The 17516-nt window shown below is 64.8% G+C and carries 18 protein-coding genes; 13 read left to right on the top strand and 5 right to left on the bottom strand.

Features of this window, described 5'->3' with window-relative positions; all coding sequences use genetic code 11:
- Positions 1-118 precede the first annotated feature (118 nt).
- On the bottom strand, positions 119-982 hold the full coding sequence (locus tag QO207_RS04825) for an alpha/beta fold hydrolase (protein ID WP_301531425.1): 864 nt from the start codon (positions 980-982) through the stop codon (positions 119-121).
- 65 nt (positions 983-1047) lie between these two features.
- Positions 1048-2172: a class I SAM-dependent methyltransferase gene (locus QO207_RS04830; RefSeq protein WP_301531426.1), complete on the bottom strand. Its 1125-nt coding sequence runs from the start codon at positions 2170-2172 to the stop codon at positions 1048-1050.
- 336 nt (positions 2173-2508) lie between these two features.
- Between QO207_RS04830 and QO207_RS04835 the strand changes: the two genes are divergently transcribed.
- The 3 genes from QO207_RS04835 to QO207_RS04845 all read left to right on the top strand — a co-directional run bounded on the left by QO207_RS04835 (position 2509) and on the right by QO207_RS04845 (position 6178).
- Positions 2509-3501: a TRAP transporter substrate-binding protein gene (locus QO207_RS04835; protein ID WP_301531427.1), complete on the top strand. Its 993-nt coding sequence runs from the start codon at positions 2509-2511 to the stop codon at positions 3499-3501.
- Between the two features lie 120 nt (positions 3502-3621).
- Complete coding sequence (locus QO207_RS04840) at positions 3622-4398, top strand: ferredoxin--NADP reductase (RefSeq protein ID WP_301531428.1); 777 nt, start codon at positions 3622-3624, stop codon at positions 4396-4398.
- Positions 4399-4627: 229 nt separating this feature from the next.
- The gene (locus QO207_RS04845; protein WP_301531429.1) at positions 4628-6178 is read left to right on the top strand and encodes a TerC family protein; all 1551 of its coding nucleotides are present in this window, start codon (positions 4628-4630) and stop codon (positions 6176-6178) included.
- Positions 6179-6202: 24 nt separating this feature from the next.
- On the opposite strand, the gene mscL is transcribed toward QO207_RS04845, so the two are convergent.
- Positions 6203-6619, bottom strand: a complete 417-nt coding sequence (mscL, locus tag QO207_RS04850) for a large-conductance mechanosensitive channel protein MscL (RefSeq protein WP_301531430.1) — start codon at positions 6617-6619, stop codon at positions 6203-6205.
- Positions 6620-6791: 172 nt separating this feature from the next.
- Between mscL and QO207_RS04855 the strand changes: the two genes are divergently transcribed.
- The 3 genes from QO207_RS04855 to radA all read left to right on the top strand — a co-directional run bounded on the left by QO207_RS04855 (position 6792) and on the right by radA (position 8839).
- Positions 6792-7034 (top strand): YdcH family protein, encoded by a 243-nt coding sequence (locus QO207_RS04855; RefSeq protein WP_301531431.1) that lies wholly within the window; start codon positions 6792-6794, stop codon positions 7032-7034.
- 76 nt (positions 7035-7110) lie between these two features.
- A complete protein-coding gene (locus QO207_RS04860; protein ID WP_301531432.1) occupies positions 7111-7353 on the top strand; it encodes a hypothetical protein in 243 nt (80 codons plus the stop codon).
- Positions 7354-7459: 106 nt separating this feature from the next.
- Entirely contained in the window at positions 7460-8839 is a 1380-nt protein-coding gene (radA, locus tag QO207_RS04865; RefSeq protein ID WP_301531433.1) for a DNA repair protein RadA, read from the top strand.
- Between the two features lie 108 nt (positions 8840-8947).
- Here radA and QO207_RS04870 read toward each other — a convergent pair whose 3' ends face one another.
- Positions 8948-9316 carry a PilZ domain-containing protein gene (locus tag QO207_RS04870; RefSeq protein ID WP_301531434.1) on the bottom strand — a complete coding sequence of 123 codons (369 nt, stop codon included), beginning with the start codon at positions 9314-9316 and terminating at the stop codon, positions 8948-8950.
- A gap of 177 nt (positions 9317-9493) precedes the next feature.
- On the opposite strand from QO207_RS04870, the gene QO207_RS04875 reads away from it, so the two are divergent.
- From QO207_RS04875 to yjiA, 4 genes are all read left to right on the top strand, one after another.
- Complete coding sequence (locus tag QO207_RS04875; RefSeq protein WP_301531435.1) at positions 9494-10003, top strand: DUF3015 domain-containing protein; 510 nt, start codon at positions 9494-9496, stop codon at positions 10001-10003.
- A gap of 186 nt (positions 10004-10189) precedes the next feature.
- Complete coding sequence (locus QO207_RS04880) at positions 10190-12256, top strand: carbon starvation CstA family protein (protein WP_301531436.1); 2067 nt, start codon at positions 10190-10192, stop codon at positions 12254-12256.
- Between the two features lie 12 nt (positions 12257-12268).
- Positions 12269-12472: a YbdD/YjiX family protein gene (locus QO207_RS04885; RefSeq protein ID WP_015478970.1), complete on the top strand. Its 204-nt coding sequence runs from the start codon at positions 12269-12271 to the stop codon at positions 12470-12472.
- 92 nt (positions 12473-12564) lie between these two features.
- Complete coding sequence (gene yjiA, locus QO207_RS04890; RefSeq protein WP_301531437.1) at positions 12565-13563, top strand: GTPase; 999 nt, start codon at positions 12565-12567, stop codon at positions 13561-13563.
- A 317-nt stretch (positions 13564-13880) separates the two neighbouring features.
- Here yjiA and QO207_RS04895 read toward each other — a convergent pair whose 3' ends face one another.
- On the bottom strand, positions 13881-14567 hold the full coding sequence (locus tag QO207_RS04895) for a GntR family transcriptional regulator (protein WP_301531438.1): 687 nt from the start codon (positions 14565-14567) through the stop codon (positions 13881-13883).
- Between the two features lie 140 nt (positions 14568-14707).
- Here QO207_RS04895 and QO207_RS04900 point away from each other — a divergent pair, with 140 nt between their 5' ends.
- Genes QO207_RS04900 through QO207_RS04910 form a run of 3 tightly spaced genes read left to right on the top strand, consistent with a single transcriptional unit; the run spans position 14708 to position 17479 of the window.
- Positions 14708-15778 carry an ABC transporter ATP-binding protein gene (locus tag QO207_RS04900; protein WP_192292734.1) on the top strand — a complete coding sequence of 357 codons (1071 nt, stop codon included), beginning with the start codon at positions 14708-14710 and terminating at the stop codon, positions 15776-15778.
- Between the two features lies 1 nt (position 15779).
- On the top strand, positions 15780-16691 hold the full coding sequence (locus QO207_RS04905; protein WP_301531439.1) for an ABC transporter permease: 912 nt from the start codon (positions 15780-15782) through the stop codon (positions 16689-16691).
- Positions 16688-17479, top strand: coding sequence for an ABC transporter permease (locus QO207_RS04910; RefSeq protein ID WP_301531440.1), 792 nt, complete (start codon positions 16688-16690; stop codon positions 17477-17479). The genes QO207_RS04905 and QO207_RS04910 overlap by 4 nt, the downstream gene beginning before the upstream one ends.
- Positions 17480-17516 lie beyond the last annotated feature (37 nt).

Genomic DNA, 17516 nt, shown 5'->3' on the forward strand with positions numbered 1-17516 from the left:
CGAAGGGAAATGCTGAAGTCAGTCTGAGCGAACTCCGTAGGGCGAATAACGCCCCAGCGTTATCCGCTGCCAAAGCTACTGGCGGATAACCTGTTCCAGGTTATGCGCCCTACGCAGCTCAGTGCTGCGCCAGCCACTGCGCGATGCGCGGCCAGATTTCCAGGCTGGCATTGCGCGACAGCAGCAAGCGGTTGTGGCTGTAATCCTCCCGCGCACCGTTCTCCAACCCGAACAGTTCCAGCTTCGCCTGTGTCCCGCCGAAAGCCTTCACCAGCGCCTCGCACCCCGCCACCGGCGCAATGAAGGTATCGCCACTGCCGGCCACGCCCAGTACCGGCAGCTCAACGCCGCCCAGCCCGGCCAGATAATCGAAGCCACTCAACGAATCGAAGCGCCGCCGCAAGTTCCACTGGCACCACTGGCGCATCAGCCGCGCGCTCTCCGCTTCCGGGCCGACGCTTTTCGAACGGCTGGGGGCGATGCGCCGCCAGCGCAGCATCCAGTCGAAAGCCTGGAGCATCAGCCAGTGCCGCGGGCTGGCGCCGGCCGCGGTGGCCTGCGAGCCGATCAGTACCAGTGAACGCAACCGGCGCTGCGCCAGTTCGGGATTTTGCGCCGCCCACATCGAGACGATCAGCCCGCCGCCGGAATGGCCGATCCAGTGCAGCGCCGCCTGCCCTGTGCGCTGGCTCACCGCATCGAGAATCGCTGGCACGTCCTGCTCGGCCACGTCGTCGAAGCTGTGCAGGAAATCATTGCGCCCGCTGTCGCCATGCCCGCGCCAGTCGAACAGCCAGCAGGCGAAGCCCTGGCTGCCCAGGTAATTGGCCAGGCCCAGGCAACTGCGGTGGTTGGAGAAGGTGCCGTGGGTCAGCACCACCGGCACGCCGTCCGCCGGGCCTATGCGGCGCAGGGCGAGATCGACGCCGTCAGCGGTGCGGATCATTTCCGGAGGGAGGAGGGCGGCTTCTTGTGCAGTCATGGCGCGCGTCCGAGTGGGGGCGAACCATGCTGCTCCGGCGCGCCGGCCGGAGCAATCCCGGGCGCTTATTTGGTCGCTTTCAGCACCACGAATTTCGGATTTGCCGCCACCTGCTCGACGCCGCGGAACAGTCGCTTGAGCTTGGCGTGGTAGCCCAGGTGGCGGTTGCCGACGATCCACAGCTCACCGCCGGTGACCAGCGCCGCGCGGGCCTGCTGGAACATGCGCCAGGCGAGGAAGTCGCCGACCACCTGCTGCTGGTGGAAGGGCGGGTTGCAGAGAATCAGGTCCAGGGAGTCGGCTGGCTGTCTGGCAAGACCGTCGTCGGGGTGGATGTCCACCGGGCGCTCACCGAGGGCGGCCTGCCAGTTCTCCCGCGCGGACTGCACGGCCATGTACGACTCGTCCACCAGCGTCAGCTCGGCCTGCGGATTGAGCAGGGCGAAGGCGATGCCCAGCACGCCGTTGCCGCAGCCCAGGTCTGCCGCGCGCAGGGCGTGGTGAATCTGCGGCAGGTGCGGAAGGAAGGCGCGGGTGCCGATGTCCAGGCCCTCGCGGCAGAACACGTTGGCGTGGTTCAGCAGCGTCAGTGCGGGTTTGTCCAGGCGGTAGCGGCTGGGGTAGGGCGAGAAGGGCGCGGGGCGCTCCTGAGCCGTGGCCACCAGCAGGCGGGCTTTCTTCACGGCGAGCGAAGCCTGCATGGGGCCGATGTACTTTTCCAGCAGGTCGCCGGCGGCGCGCGGCAGATGCTTGATCATGCCGGCGGCAACCACCTTGGCGCCTGGCGCGAGCTGGCCGTGCAGACGAATCAGCTGTTCTTCCAGCAGTGCCAGCGTCTTGGGCACGCGGATCAGCACGTGGTCGAACGGGCCCTGCGGGGTTTCGCTGGCGGGAACGAAGGTCAGCGGCGCTTCGGCGAGGCCGTTGCGTTCTAGGTTGCGCTCAAGGGCGATGAAGCCCAGGTGCGAGTCGCCGCTGCTGGTCAGGCGCACATGGGGCGCGAGGCTGGCGGCGAGGGCGCCGAAGCTGTCATTGAGTACCAGAACGCGGCTGTCCGCGCTGACTTTCTGCTCATGGAGATGGCCGAGCAGGTACTCGTCGGCCGCATCGAAGGCCTGCAGCGGGTCTTCGCGCTGTTCGGGGTGGCGGACCAGGTCGAGCTGGGCGAAGGGGCTGGCGAGGACGGGCATGGGACTCTCGAAACGACGGAAATGGCTGGAATAGAGGTGTTGCTTCGCTGGCAATGAGTGATGGCTTATTGCAACGATATTGTCATCAAATTGAGACGTGGTTTACGTGTTCCTGCTTGTGCAGGCGCGCGTTATACCGAAAAATTATGACCTATCCGCCCGCGCTCGTCTGCGCGGCGGCTTCCCAATAATAACCGGGCGCCCCTCGCGACCCGGTAGGGCCCGATCCCGGAGCGCGTCTCCGCCGACCGACGGCCACCCTTCCAAGTCTTCACGAATCCTCGACACGCGACTCCCGTTCGCGCGCCGGGCTATTGCCATTGCATAAGGATGTCGATGTACAAGTCGTTGCTCGGGGTGGCGCTGTCCGCCCTTTTCCTCGTGGCCCAGCCGGTTCTCGCCGATGCGCCCATCGTGATCAAGTTCTCCCACGTCGTCGCCGATGACACGCCCAAGGGCCGCGGCGCGCTGCTGTTCAAGAAGCTGGTGGAAGAACGCCTGGCCGGCCAGGTAAAGGTCGAGGTGTTCCCCAACTCCACCCTGTTCGGCGATGCCGACGAGCTGCAGGCGCTGCAGGACGGCAAGGTGCAGATGCTGGCGCCGTCGCTGTCGAAGTTCGAGGGCTACACCAAGCAGCTGGAGGTCTTCGACCTGCCGTTCCTGTTCGATGACCTGGAGGCGGTGAAGCGCTTCCAGAAGCGCGACAAGAGCCGCGAACTGCTGCATTCCATGGCGCGCTCGGGCATCTACGGCCTGGGCTACTGGAACAACGGCATGAAGCAGCTTTCCGCCAACCGCGAACTGCGCGCGCCGGCCGATGCCAAGGGCCTGGCCTTCCGCATCCAGCCGTCTTCGGTGATCAACGCCCAGTTCGGCCTGCTCGACGCCACGGCGGTGAAGCTGCCCTTCGCCGAGACCCTCAAGGCGCTGCAGGACGGCAAGGTGCAGGGCACCGAGAACACCTGGTCGAATATCGGCAGCCAGAAGCTCGACAGCGCCCAGCCGTTCATCACCGAGACCAACCATGGTGTGCTCAGCTACATGGTGATCAGCAACCAGAAGTTCTGGAACAGCATGCCGTACCCGGTGCGCACCCAGCTGGAAAGCATCATCGAAGAAGTCACCGTCGAGGTGAACAAGGACGCCGAGGCGCTGAACCAGAAGGAGCGCGAGCACGTGGTCGCCAACGGCAAGTCGCGCATCATCGCCCTGACCCCGGCCGAGCGTGAAGCCTGGCGCACCGCCATGCAGCCGCTGTGGAAGCAGTTCGAAGGCGAGATCGGCACCGATGTGCTGCGCGCCGCCCAGGTGGTAAACCGCAAGCACTGATCCACAGGGACTGATCCAGAGCAGGCTTGTGGCAATCTCCCCGGATAGCCACAAGCCTTGCGGGTGTTTCTCGCGCCGGGAATACGGGAAAATGGGCCGTTGCCTGCAAAGGAGCGGACGATGACCGCCAGCGAAGAGAAGTTCACCCGCCAGACCCTGGTGGAGGTGCAGACGCTCACCCCGAGCCTGTTCACCCTGCGCACCACCCGCGACAGCGGCTACCGCTTCCGCGCCGGGCAGTTCGCCCGCCTGGGCGTGTACAAGCCCAGCGGCAGCATCGTCTGGCGCGCCTACTCGATGGTTTCGGCGCCCCACGACGACTTCCTCGAATTCTTCTCCATCGTCGTTCCCGGCGGTGAATTTACCAGTGAGCTCAGCCGCCTGCGCGTCGGCGACCAGTTGCTGGTGGACCGCCAGGCCTTCGGCTTCCTCACCCTCGACCGCTTCCCCGATGGCCGCGACCTCTGGCTGCTGTCCACCGGCACCGGCCTGGCGCCGTTCCTGTCGATCCTGCAGGACTTCGAGGTGTGGGAACGCTTCGAGACCATCAAGCTGGTCTACAGCGCCCGCGAGGAAAAGGAGCTGGCCTACCGCGACCTGATCGCCAGCTTCGGCGCGATGGAGCACCTGGCCGAACATATCCACAAGCTGCAGTTCATCCCGGTGGTCACCCGCGAACAGGTGCCCGGCTGCCTGAACGCGCGGATCACCACGCTGATCGAGGACGGCGAGCTGGAACGCGCCGCCGGTCTGGAACTCACCCCGGAACATTCGCGGGTGATGCTCTGCGGCAACCCGCAGATGATCGAGGATACCCGCGCCGTGCTGAAGGCCCGTGGCATGAGCCTGGCGCTGACGCGCAAGCCCGGCCAGATCGCCGTGGAAAACTATTGGTAAGCCCGGCCCGATAGATTTTGAAAAGATTGTCCCCTTAGGGCGGCGCGGCTTTGCCCTTAGGATGAGCGTCCGTTTCCCTTTTTCCGGACCTTATGGACAGTCAAAGTACAACGCCGATCCCCGTATCTACCTGCGTAGAGCCGGCGTTCGGCGAACCTCCCCCGGCACCCGCGTTCGCGGATAAGCCTTCCCAGCCTGCCATGGCGCGCGCCCAGCGAGGTCGTTCGACATGGAATGGTTGATGGACCCCACGGCCTGGCTCGGCCTGCTCACCCTGATCCTGCTCGAGCTGGTGCTCGGCATCGACAACCTGGTCTTCATCGCGATCCTCGCGGACAAGCTGCCGCCGCACCTGCGCGACCGCGCACGGCTGATCGGCCTGTCGCTGGCGCTGCTGATGCGCCTGGGCCTGCTGGCGAGCATTTCCTGGCTGGTCACGCTCACCGCGCCGTTGATCGAGGTGTTCGGCAAGAGCTTCTCCGGCCGCGACCTGATCATGCTGTTCGGTGGCCTGTTCCTGCTGTTCAAGGCGACCCTGGAACTGCATGAGCGCCTCGAAGGCCGCGTGCACACCTCCAACGGCAAGCGTGTCTACGCCGCCTTCTGGCCGGTGGTCGCGCAGATCGTGGTGCTGGACGCGGTGTTCTCCCTCGACGCGGTGATCACCGCCGTGGGCATGGTCGAGCAGCTGGAAGTGATGATGATCGCGGTTATCTTATCCATCGGCCTGATGATGGTGGCCAGCAAGCCGCTGACCCGCTTCGTCAACGAGCACCCGACGGTGATCATGCTGTGCCTGGGCTTCCTGCTGATGATCGGTTTCAGCCTGACCGCCGAAGGCCTGGGCTTCCACATCCCCAAAGGCTACCTGTACGCCGCCATCGGCTTCAGCCTGCTGATCGAGATGGCCAACCAGCTGGTGCGCTGGAAACGCCAGAAGAGCCAGCGCGGGCAGCGTGGCCTGCGCCAGCGGACCGCCCACGCCGTGCTGCGCCTGATGGGCGGTAAGGTCGACGCCGACGAGGTGGGCGAGGACATCGCCGACCTGGTGGGTGAGGACGATGGCGCCGACGCGCCGTTCCACCGCCGCGAGCGGGTAATGATCAGTGGTGTGCTGGGTCTGGCCGAGCGTCCGGTGAAGGCGGTGATGATCGACCGTCAGCGCGTGCACCGTATTGATGTGGCCGATAACCCGGAGAACATCCGCCGCGCGCTGCTGGAGTCGCCGTACTCGCGTCTGCTGGTGATTCGCGAAGGCAACATCGATGAGCCGCTGGGTTACGTGCACAAGAAGGAACTGTTCTCCGCCCTGCTGCAGGGCCGCGAGCTGGACATCCTGCCGCTGCTGCGCGAGCCGCTGAGCCTGCCGGACAGCAGCACGGTGCTGGGCGCGCTGGAACTGATGCGCGAGGGCTCGACTCACCTGGCCTTCGTGGTCAACGAGTTCGGTGGCTTCGAGGGCATGCTGAGCATGACCGACGTGCTGGAAGCCATCGCCGGTGAGCTGCCGGACGCCAGTGAGGTGTCCGGTACGGACATCGAGCCGGAGGAGGGCGCTTATCGGGTGGACGGTGCCGTGACATTGTCGGCGCTGGCCGAGCGGGTCGGCTTCCATGCCCGCCCGACGGCGGAGTACCAGACCCTCGGCGGGCTGGCGCTCAAGCACCTTGGCCGCTTGCCGGCCAAGGGTGACACGCTGGAGCTGGGCGGCTGGCGCCTGGAAGTGACGGACGTCAGCGAGCGGCGCATCGGCCGTGTGCTGCTGACGCCGCCGGGCTGACGGCGCGCCCGATCAGCGATCTGCTCAGGGAGCGCGGTTGTTCTGCTGCTTGAGCAGGTCGCGGATCTCGGTCAGCAGGGTTTCCTCGGGCGTCGGCACCGGCGGCGCCGAGGGGGCCACTGCTTCCTCGCGCTTGAGGCGGTTGATGGCCTTCACGCCCATGAAGATGGCGAAGGCGACGATGACGAAGTCCAGGCAGGTCTGAATGAACTTGCCGTAGGCCAGGACCACGGCCGGTACATCGCCTTCAGCGGCCTTGAGGGTGATCGCCAGCTGGGAGAAGTCCACGCCACCGATCAGCAGGCCGATGGGCGGCATGATCACGTCGCCGACGAAGGACGAGACGATCTTGCCGAACGCGGCGCCAATGATGATACCGACGGCCATGTCGACCACGTTGCCCTTGACGGCGAAGGCCTTGAACTCGCTAAGCAGACTCATGCATAGACTCCTTGTAACGAAAAGAGAGGGGACAGGCGCAGTTTAGCGGTCAATAGAGGCTCCTTCATTCCGAAAATTCATACTGATGTGGCTGTAGTCTTCGGACTGGGAAGCTGCCGGTGCCTGGTCTAGGCTCAATGGGATGTATCCACCACCACCAAGGAGGCCCGACATGCCGCTCGAACATCATCCCCTGTCCCGCGAGTTTCCCGACCAGAAGCCGCTGATGACCCGGCTGCACGGCAAGGATGCGAATTTCACCCGCATGGCTGCCAGCTACGAGGAGCTGGACAAGAAGATCTACGACATCGAGGACGGCCGTGAGGCGATGGACGACCTCGCTCTGAATTCCCTCAAACTGCAACGCGTGACGCTGAAGGACGAGATCGCCGACCTGTTGAAACGATCCGGTTGAGCTTGATCAGAGTCAAGGGTGTGTGTCGGAGCGAGGCGTAGGCTCCCGTCATCTCTTTCCAACCGGTGCCACCGCCATGCGTAAAGCCATTTCGTCCTCTGGCAACTCCGTCACCAAGCTCCCCAAACGCAACGTCGAAGCCCTGCGCGCCCAGGAGCGCCTGGTTCGCCTGAAGCTGCAGTACGAGCTGCTGGACCAGCGCATCGGTCGCGTGGAAGAGGGCATCGAGCGCCCCGACTGCACCCTGGCTTCGCTGCTGATGCGCCGCGAAAGCCTCAAGCACGATATGGAAAGCCAGTACCGCCGCCTGGCGAGCTGAGAATCTGATTACGCTCTGCTGCGTACCTGTCAGATCGTAAACAGGTTCTGAAGCGCCTGGCGCTCTTGGCTTATGATGCGGGCTTTGTTTATGACGGAGTCCGCCCATGGCCAAGGCCAAGCGCATGTACGGCTGCACCGAGTGCGGCAGCACCTACCCGAAATGGGCCGGGCAATGCCCTGATTGCGGTGCCTGGAACACCCTGGTCGAGACCGTCATCGACACCACCCCCACCGGCGGTTCGGGTAGCAGCCCGTCCGGCCGTGGTGGCTGGGCCGGCCAGCAGGCCAACATCAAGACCCTCGCCGAAGTCAGCGTCGAGGAGATGCCGCGCTTCTCCACCGCCTCGGCGGAGCTGGACCGCGCCCTCGGCGGCGGCCTGGTCGACGGTTCGGTCGTGCTGATCGGCGGCGACCCCGGTATCGGCAAATCCACCATCCTCCTGCAAACCCTCTGCAACATCGCCACGCGCCTGCCGGCGCTCTATGTCACCGGTGAGGAATCCCAGCAGCAGGTCGCCATGCGCGCCCGCCGCCTGGGCCTGCCGGAAGACAAGCTCAAGGTCATGACCGAGACCTGCATAGAGACCATCATCGCTACAGCGCGCCAGGAGCAGCCCAAGGTGATGGTGATCGACTCGATCCAGACCATCTTCACCGAACAGCTGCAATCCGCCCCCGGCGGTGTCTCCCAGGTGCGCGAAAGCGCGGCGCTGCTGGTGCGTTTCGCCAAGCAGAGCGGCACGGCGATCTTCCTGGTCGGCCACGTCACCAAGGAAGGCTCCCTGGCCGGCCCGCGCGTGCTGGAGCACATGGTCGATACCGTGCTGTATTTCGAGGGCGAATCCGACGGCCGCCTGCGCCTGCTGCGGGCGGTTAAGAACCGCTTCGGCGCGGTGAACGAACTGGGCGTTTTCGCCATGACCGACCGTGGCCTGAAGGAAGTTTCCAACCCCTCGGCGATCTTCCTCACCCGCGCCCAGGAGTCGGTGCCGGGCAGTGTGGTCATGGCCACCTGGGAAGGCTCGCGGCCGATGCTGGTGGAGGTGCAGGCGCTGGTGGACACCAGCCATCTGGCCAACCCGCGCCGGGTGACCCTGGGCCTGGACCAGAACCGCCTGGCCATGCTGCTGGCGGTGCTGCACCGCCACGGCGGCATCCCGACCTACGACCAGGACGTGTTCCTTAACGTAGTCGGTGGTGTGAAGGTTCTGGAGACGGCGTCGGACCTGGCGCTGATGGCGGCGGTAATGTCCAGCCTGCGCAATCGTCCGCTGGATCACCAGTTGCTGGTATTCGGCGAGGTCGGCTTGTCCGGCGAAGTGCGCCCGGTGCCCAGCGGTCAGGAGCGTCTGAAGGAAGCGGCCAAACATGGCTTCAAACGCGCCATCGTGCCCAAGGGCAACGCGCCGAAGGAGTCGCCGCCCGGCCTGCAGGTCATCGCGGTGACGCGCCTGGAACAGGCGCTGGATGCGTTGTTCGAGTAGCGGCTTTTCGTAGGAGCGAGCTTGCTCGCGAACATTTGCCGGCACCTCCGGTGCCAGGCGGTTCGCGAGCGATAACGATGGCGTCCCCCTTGCTTCTGCAAGAGCAGATCAATGCTCGCTGAGCAGCGTCAGCTCCCGCTCCAGCAGCGATTCGTCGCCCAGGTTGAGCTCCACCAGCCGGCGCAGGTGGCTGATCGAGTCCAGGTCGATGTGCCGGCAGTTGAAGCCCAGCAGCCCCTCGCGCTCCCAGGCGAGGTCGGCCTCCATATAGACGTTGACGTCGAAGCCCAGGTAGATGCGCACCTGCACCGGCTCGTCGGCGGCTATGCCCCAGTGCTCCGGCCTTTGTACCAGCAGGCCCTGCAGGGACAGGTCCAGCAGCGTCACCTTCCAGCGCTGGTCGCCCTGGCTGATCTCGGTACCGGCGTCGAAGGCGATGCGCTGGAAGCGCCGGCGCTCGTCGTGATCGTCCGTCATGTCGTGGCTCTCCGGCCGTTTCTGCTTGGCTTCACTATAGACAGGCCTGGGTAAGAGGTCCTACAGCTTTATCTGATCTTTCTTCCGACAGACAGAAACCGCGCGGGTTTGACAGCATTAGCCCCCTGGCCAAAGCTCCATGGGCGTTAATCCAACACCTACTGCGGAGTGCAGAATATGGACAATAAACTGATCAAGGGTCTGATTTTCGGGGTTATCAGCGTTGCCAGCCTGGCAGCTCACGCGGATGAAGCCGGCCAGAGCGGCAAGGGTTGCGGCTGGGGCAACATGATGTTCGACGGCCAGCGCGGCCTGTTCCCGCACCTGCTGGCGACCACCACCAACGGTACCTCGGGCAACGCCACCTTCGGCCTGACTTCCGGCACCAACGGCTGTGACGCCAGCCAGCGCATCTCCTACGGCGGCCGCTCGATCTTCGCCATGAACGGCATGCTCGACAACATCGCCGAGAACATGGCCCAGGGGCATGGCGAAGCGCTGGACGCCTATGCCGTCCTGCTCGGCATCCCGACCCAGGACCGCGCGCACTTCGCCCAGGTCACCCAGCAGCACTTCGGTGAGATCTTCACTTCGCAGAACGCCACCGGCGAGCAGGTGCTGAACAACACCCTGGCAGTGATGAGTCGCGACCAGACCCTGGCGCAGTACGCCAAACAGCCGGCCTGATCGACCGCCGCGCCGCAAAAGGCCCGCCCCTGGCGGGCCTTTTCATTTCCTGACCCTGCAGTCGAGCATTTTGACCTCCGGCAATAAGCGCGTAACCGCTCTAGACTAAGGTCGTATGAATGGGTCGCTGGAAAAGACTAGAATTTTTCTGCGAATTCTCGCCTTCAAACTGTCGGAAGCCTCGCTATGAACAATAACAACAGCCTGCTACGTCACCTCGCCTGGCTGGCGGTGGCGATAGTCGGTGCATTTGCCTTGGGAGTCGTGGCGCTACGCCGCGGCGAAGCCATCAACGCACTGTGGATCGTCGTCGCGGCCGTGGCCATCTACCTGGTCGCTTACCGCTACTACAGCCTGTTCATCGCCACCAAGGTGATGCAACTGGACCCCAACCGAGCGACCCCTGCGGTCCTCAACAACGACGGTCTGGACTACGTCCCGACCAACAAGCACATCCTCTTCGGTCACCACTTCGCTGCCATCGCCGGCGCCGGCCCTCTGGTCGGTCCTGTCCTGGCCGCGCAGATGGGCTACCTGCCCGGCACGCTCTGGCTGATCGCCGGCGTGGTGCTGGCCGGTGCCGTGCAGGATTTCATGGTCCTGTTCATCTCCAGTCGCCGCAACGGGCGTTCGCTGGGTGAACTGGTCCGCGAGGAAATGGGGCAGGTGGCGGGGACCATCGCTCTGTTCGGCGCGTTCCTGATCATGATCATCATCCTCGCGGTGCTCGCGCTCATCGTGGTGAAGGCTCTGGCCGAAAGCCCGTGGGGCATGTTCACCGTGCTGGCGACCATCCCGATCGCGCTGTTCATGGGCGTGTACATGCGCTACATCCGCCCGGGTCGCATCGGCGAGATTTCCGTGGTCGGCATCGTGCTGCTGCTGGGCTCCATCTGGCTCGGCGGGCAGATCGCCGCCAGCCCCGAGTGGGCTCCGGTGTTCACCTTCCATGGCGTGCAGATCGTCTGGATGCTGATCGCCTACGGCGCGATTGCTTCGGTCCTGCCGGTGTGGCTGCTGCTGGCGCCGCGTGACTACCTGTCGACCTTCCTCAAGATCGGCACCATCATCGCCCTGGCCATCGGCATCGTGATCGTTTCGCCGGAGCTGAAGATGCCGGCCCTGACCCAGTTCACCGACGGCACCGGCCCGGTGTGGAAGGGTGGCCTGTTCCCGTTCCTGTTCATCACCATCGCCTGTGGCGCCGTCTCCGGCTTCCACGCGCTGATCTCCTCGGGTACCACGCCCAAGCTGCTCAACCGCGAGCCGGATGCCCGCTACATCGGCTACGGCGGCATGCTGATGGAATCCTTCGTGGCCATCATGGCGATGGTCGCCGCCTCGGTCATCGAACCGGGCATCTACTTCGCCATGAACAGCCCGCCGGCCGTGGTCGGTACCGACGTCACCGCGGTGGCCCAGACCGTCAGCAGCTGGGGCTTCACCATTACCCCGGAAATTCTGACCCAGACCGCCAAGGACATCGGCGAGACCACCATCCTGGCCCGTGCCGGTGGTGCGCCGACCCTCGCCGTGGGCATCGCGCACATCCTTCACCAGGTGCTGCCGGGTGAGAACACCATGGCCTTCTGGTACCACTTCGCGATCCTCTTCGAGGCGCTGTTCATCCTCACTGCGGTGGACGCCGGCACCCGTGCCGGGCGCTTCATGCTGCAGGACCTGCTGGGCAATTTTGTCCCGGCGCTGAAGAAGACCGAGTCCTGGACTGCCAACATCATCGGCACCGGCGGCTGCGTCGCGCTGTGGGGCTGGCTGCTGTACCAGGGCGTGGTCGATCCGCTGGGTGGCATCAACACGCTGTGGCCGCTGTTCGGCATCTCCAACCAGATGCTCGCCGGCATCGCGCTGATGCTCTCCACCGTCGTGCTGATCAAGATGAAGCGCCAGCAGTACGTCTGGGTGACCGCTCTGCCGGCCGCCTGGCTGCTGATCTGCACCACCACCGCCGGCCTGATCAAGCTGTTCGACAGCAACCCGGCCGTGGGCTTCATCGCCCTGGGCAAGAAGTACTCCGCCGGCCTGGACGCCGGTCAGATCATCGCCCCGGCCAAGGACATCGGCCAGATGCAGCACGTGATGATGAACGCCTACATCAACGCAGGCCTCACCGTGCTGTTCCTGCTGGTGGTGTTCAGCGTGCTGGTATACGCGATCAAGGTAGGCGCCAGCGCCTGGACCAAGAAGGAGCGCACCGACAAGGAAGCTCCGTTCCAGCCGATCCCGGACGCCTGACGGAGGAGCATCATGTTCAACGACCTCAGCCGCATGGGTAAGTACCTCGGGCAGGCCGCCCGCATGCTGGTCGGCATGCCCGATTACGACACCTACGTTCAGCACATGCAGAACAAGCACCCGGACAAGACTCCGATGACCTACGAGGAGTTCTTCCGCGAGCGCCAGGAGGCGCGCTACGGTGGCGGCAAGGGAAGGCCGATCCGCTGCTGTTGACCGCGCGGATGGGTGTATAACGGACGGGCCGCGAGCGATCGCGGCCCGTTTCATTTCCGCCTGTTTTCAATTCTGATTGCCTGGATGTTTCCATGACCGATTCCGCAAGCGCGCCGCAGATTCCGGTGACCGTCCTCACCGGCTTCCTCGGGGCCGGCAAGACCACCCTGCTCAAGCACATCCTCAAGGCCGAGCACGGCTTGAAGATCGCCGTGATCGAGAACGAATTCAGCGACACGCCGATCGACGCCCAATTGCTCGGCGACGACGCGGTTCAGGTGACGACGCTGTCCAACGGCTGCGTCTGCTGCACCATCAATAGCGACCTGGAGCGCGCGCTCTACGTCCTGCTGGAGCGCCGCGACAGTGGCGAGCTGGACTTCGACCGCGTGGTGATCGAGTGCACCGGCCTGGCCGACCCGGCTCCGGTGGCGCAGACCTTCTTCGTCGACGAGACGCTGCGCGAGCGCTACCTGCTCGACGGCATCATCACCCTGGTGGATGCCGCCAACGCCGAGCGCCACCTGCAGGAAGCCATCGCCCAGGCCCAGGTTGGCTTCGGCGACCGCATCCTGGTGAGCAAGAGTGACCTCGTTTCTCCCGCGCAGTACGAAGCACTGGTCGAACGTCTGCAGCGCATAAACCGCCGCGCCGAGATCCATGCCGTGGAGCACGGCGCCATCGAGCTGGAGCGCCTGCTCGACGTGCGCGGCTTCAACCTCAACGCTGACCTCGGCCTGCGCCCGCTGCTGCGCCCGGCGCGTCCGGCAGCGGACACCACCGACCGCATCACCACCCTGGTACTGCGCAGCGACAACCCGCTGGATATCGAAGCCCTCAGCGAGTTCATGGACGACCTGCTGCAATGGCACGGCAACTCGCTGCTGCGCTACAAGGGCGTGCTGAACATCGCCGGCGAGGAGCGCCGCCTGGTGTTCCAGGGCGTGCTGCGGCTGTACGGCTTCGACTGGGATACGCCGTGGAAGGGCAACGAGCAGCGCGAGAGCGTGATCGTCTTCATCGGCGACAACCTGCCCGAAGAAGAAATCCGCCGCGGCTTCGACCGTATTACCGGCGGCCCGACCGCCTGAATGAAGAACGCCCGGCCAATGCCGGGCGTTTTCTTTGTTGCTCTTTGTAGGAGCGAGCTTGCTCGCGAACAGTTGCTCCCGGCTAACGCCATAGTGAAATCACGCACCGACCGGTTCCCTCTCCCTTCAGGGGGAGGGCTAGGGAGGGGGATATGCTGCCAAGCCGAACTGTGGCGTTCAGCCAAGCTCCTTGCCCTCTCCCCAACCCTGGCTGCGCGCCCCGCTCCGACGGGCGAGGGGGCTGCCCGGAGTGGGGATGGAGTTCGGTATCCGCCGGGCGTCTCTGTTCGCGAGCAAGCTCGCTCCTACAGTGAGCCTCAGCCGCCGATCAGATGCTTGAGCGGGTGGTAATCCGCCTTCAGGTTCCCCGCCGCCTTGAGGATCGCCTGCTCGATCGCATTCAGGTGCATGCAGGTCAGCTCGATGGCCGCCGCCTGGTTACCCGACTCGATGTACTCGATCAGCCGCTGGTGTTCGTTGCCGCGGCAGGTTTCGTGCTGGTCGTCGTCCAGGGTGGTGGCGTAGAGCGAAGCACGCTCGATCAGCTTGCGGAAGAAGTCCAGCAGCACCGGGTTGTTCAGCGCCGCCGCCAGCTTGAGGTGGAATTCGCCCAGCAGGTGGACGAACCGCGCGTGGTCGTGGTCATGGGTCGCCTCTTCCAGCGCCACGTGGTCGCGCAGGTCCTGGATGATCGCGCTGTCCGCGCGGCGGCAGAGTTCGCTGACGATGCCGATCTCGATCAGCCGCCGGGTTTCGAACAGCGAGCGGATCTCCTCGTCGCTGGGTAACGACACCCATGCACCCTTGTTGAGCGCGCTGGAAACCAGCCCGTCCGCTTCCAGATGTTTCAGCGCCGCGCGCACTGAAGTGCGGCTGACCTTGAACAATTCCGCCAATGCCGCCTCGCCCAGCTTCATGCCGGGACGCAGGCTGCGCTTGCTGATTGCCTCGTAAACCCCTTGGTAGACGCGTTCCACCGTGGACTCGGGGTGATTCTCCGCCATGAGCGACTCCGCCTCTTGCTTGACCCTTCAAAGGATGCCGCAAAACCGTCCGTGCAAAACCAGTTGCAGAAGAAAAATACATCAGCTATTTCTAGATTGCATTCAAATATTGCATACAAAAACAAGAGGAATGCACCAAAATGAATCACTCGTCGTCAGTCGAGGTGCGTCGGGTCAGCAAGCGCTACACCGATGATCCCAACGTCGCTCCTGCCCTCAACGAGGTCTCGGTCGACATTGCCCATAACGAGTTCTTCACCTTGCTGGGGCCGTCCGGCTGCGGCAAGACCACGCTGCTGCGCAGCATCGCCGGCTTCGAGAACGTCACCTCCGGCGACATCCTCGTCGGCGGCGAGCGGGTCAACGACCTGCCTCCCTACCGCCGTCGCATCAACACCGTATTCCAGAGCTACGCCCTGTTCCCGCACATGTCGGTGAGCGAGAACATCGCCTTCGGCCTGGAAATGCAGGGCCTGGCGCGCGGCGAGATTCCCGGTCGGGTGAAGGAGATGCTGGCGCTGGTGCAGATGGAGCACCTGGCGCGACGCAAGCCGGCCGAGCTGTCCGGCGGCCAGCAGCAGCGCGTGGCCCTGGCCCGCGCGCTGGCGCCCAAACCGTCGGTGCTGCTGCTCGACGAGCCGCTGTCGGCGCTGGACCTGAAGCTGCGCAAGGAGATGCAGGTCGAGCTCAAGCGCGTGCAGGAAGAGGCGGGCATCACCTTCATCTTCGTCACCCACGACCAGGAAGAAGCGCTGACCCTGTCCGACCGCATCGCCGTGATGTCCCACGGCAACATCATGCAGATCGGCACGCCCAACGAGATCTACGAACGCCCGACCCATCGCTTCGTCGCGCAGTTCATCGGCGACATCAACTTCCTCCCCGGACAGATGCGCCAGGGCGGTTTCCACCCCAACGCCATGGCGGCGGAAATCCCCTGCGAGCTGCCGGCGGGCCTGAGCAGCGCCAGCGTGCAACTGGCCTTCCGTCCGGAGCGCTCGAAGCTGGTCGACCCGTCGCAACCGCACCACCTGCGCGCGGTGATCGAGACGGTGATGTACGTCGGCACCGCCACGCTGTATCGCTGCCGCCTGCCGGATTCCTCGCAGATCACCCTGCGCGAGAGCAACGAGGGTGGCCGCGCCCGCGACGTCGGCGAGGCCGTGGCGGTGCACCTGCCGCCCCAGGCCTGCCTGCTGATGGAGGCCTGAAATGAACGAGTCGCCCACCACTCGCCGCCTGTTGCTGCTGAGCCCCGTGGCGCTGACGCTGCTCGGGCTGATCGCCATCCCGCTGTCGATCATGGGTTACATCAGCCTGCTGCCGCGCAACCTCTACGGCGGTGTCGACTGGCACGCCGACTGGCAAATCCAGAGCTACGTGCAGCTGTTCTTCCAGGAAGACTTCGACGGCAACCTGGAGCTGAACTGGGTCTACGCCCAGGCGCTGCTGCGCTCGCTGTTCCAGGCCGGCGGCACCACGCTGCTGTGCTTCCTGTTCGGCTTCCCGGTGGCGCTGTGGATGACCAGCCTCAGCGAGCGTTCGCGCAACCTGATGGTGCTGCTGATCACCATCCCGTTCTGGACCAACCTGCTGATCCGCAACTACGCCTGGCTGATCATCCTGCGCGAGCACGGCTGGATCGCCCAGTCGGTCAACGCGCTGTTCCCCCAGGCCGGCGGCATCACCCTGCTGTACAACGACTTCGCGGTCTGCGTCGGCCTGGTCTACAGCTTCCTGCCGTTCATGATCCTGCCGATCTACTCGACCCTGGAGAAGCTTGACTGGCGCCTGGTCGAGGCCGCCTATGACCTCGGCGCGAACCGCTGGAAGGCGCTGCGCCGGGTGATCCTGCCGCTGTCCATGCCCGGTGTGATCGCCGGCTCGCTGCTGGTGTTCGTGCCGAGCCTGGGCGCCTTCATCACCCCGGCGATCCTCGGCGGCGGCAAGACGCTGATGATCGGCAACCTGATCCAGCAGCAGTTCGGCACCGCGCGCAACTGGCCCCTGGGCGGTTCGCTGTCGTTCCTGTTGCTGGCGATCATGCTGCTCGCGCTGATCGCGTTCGCCCTGTATAGCCGCCGCGCCGCCAAGGCCGTCCACCTGGGAGGAGCCAACGCATGATCGCCCAGCACCTGAAGAAACTGCCCGGCACCCGCGAAACCAGCCTGCTGGTCCTGGCCTACCTGTACCTGCCGATCTTCGTGCTGATCGGCTACAGCTTCAACGCCAACCGCTCGGCCACGGTGTGGACCGAATTCTCCTTTGCCTGGTACGCCAGAATCGTCGCCAACCCGTCGATCCAGGCGGCGGCGTTCAACTCGCTGGTGGTCGCCGGCTTCGCCACCGTGCTCTCCACCGCGATCGCCCTGGCGGCGGCGCTGGCGACCTCGCGGCCGTTCTACGGGCGGCGTCTGGTGGAAGGTGGCATCAACCTGCCGCTGATACTGCCGGAGATCGTCATCGCGGTAGCCACGCTACTGCTGTTCATGTCGCTGGGCATCAAGCTGGGCCTGCTGACGGTGATCGTCGCCCACGTCGGCTTCTGCATTCCGTTTGCCTACCTGCCGATCCGTGCGCGCCTGAATGACCTGGACAAGAGCCTGCTGGAAGCCGCCGGCGACCTCTACGCCAGCCCCTACCAGGTGTTCCGCCGGGTGACCCTGCCGCTGCTGTGGCCGGCGGTGCTGTCCGGCGCGGTGTTGGCGTTCGTGGTCAGCCTCGACGACTTCATCATGACCTTCTTCGTCGCCGGGCCCGGCTCGACGACGCTGCCGGTCTACATCTTCTCGGCCATCAAGGCCGGGGTGACCCCCGAGATCAACGCCATCTCGACCCTCATGCTGGTGATTTCCATCGTCCTCGTGGTGCTGTCGTACTGGCTCGGCCAGCGCGGCAAACCGGACGCCTGATCAAGACTGCCAACCTTTCGTTTTCTGACCTTTCGTT

Origin of the sequence: Pseudomonas sp. CAN1, assembly GCF_030462585.1 — a bacterium.
In the GTDB taxonomy this organism is placed as follows: Bacteria; Pseudomonadota; Gammaproteobacteria; order Pseudomonadales; family Pseudomonadaceae; genus Pseudomonas.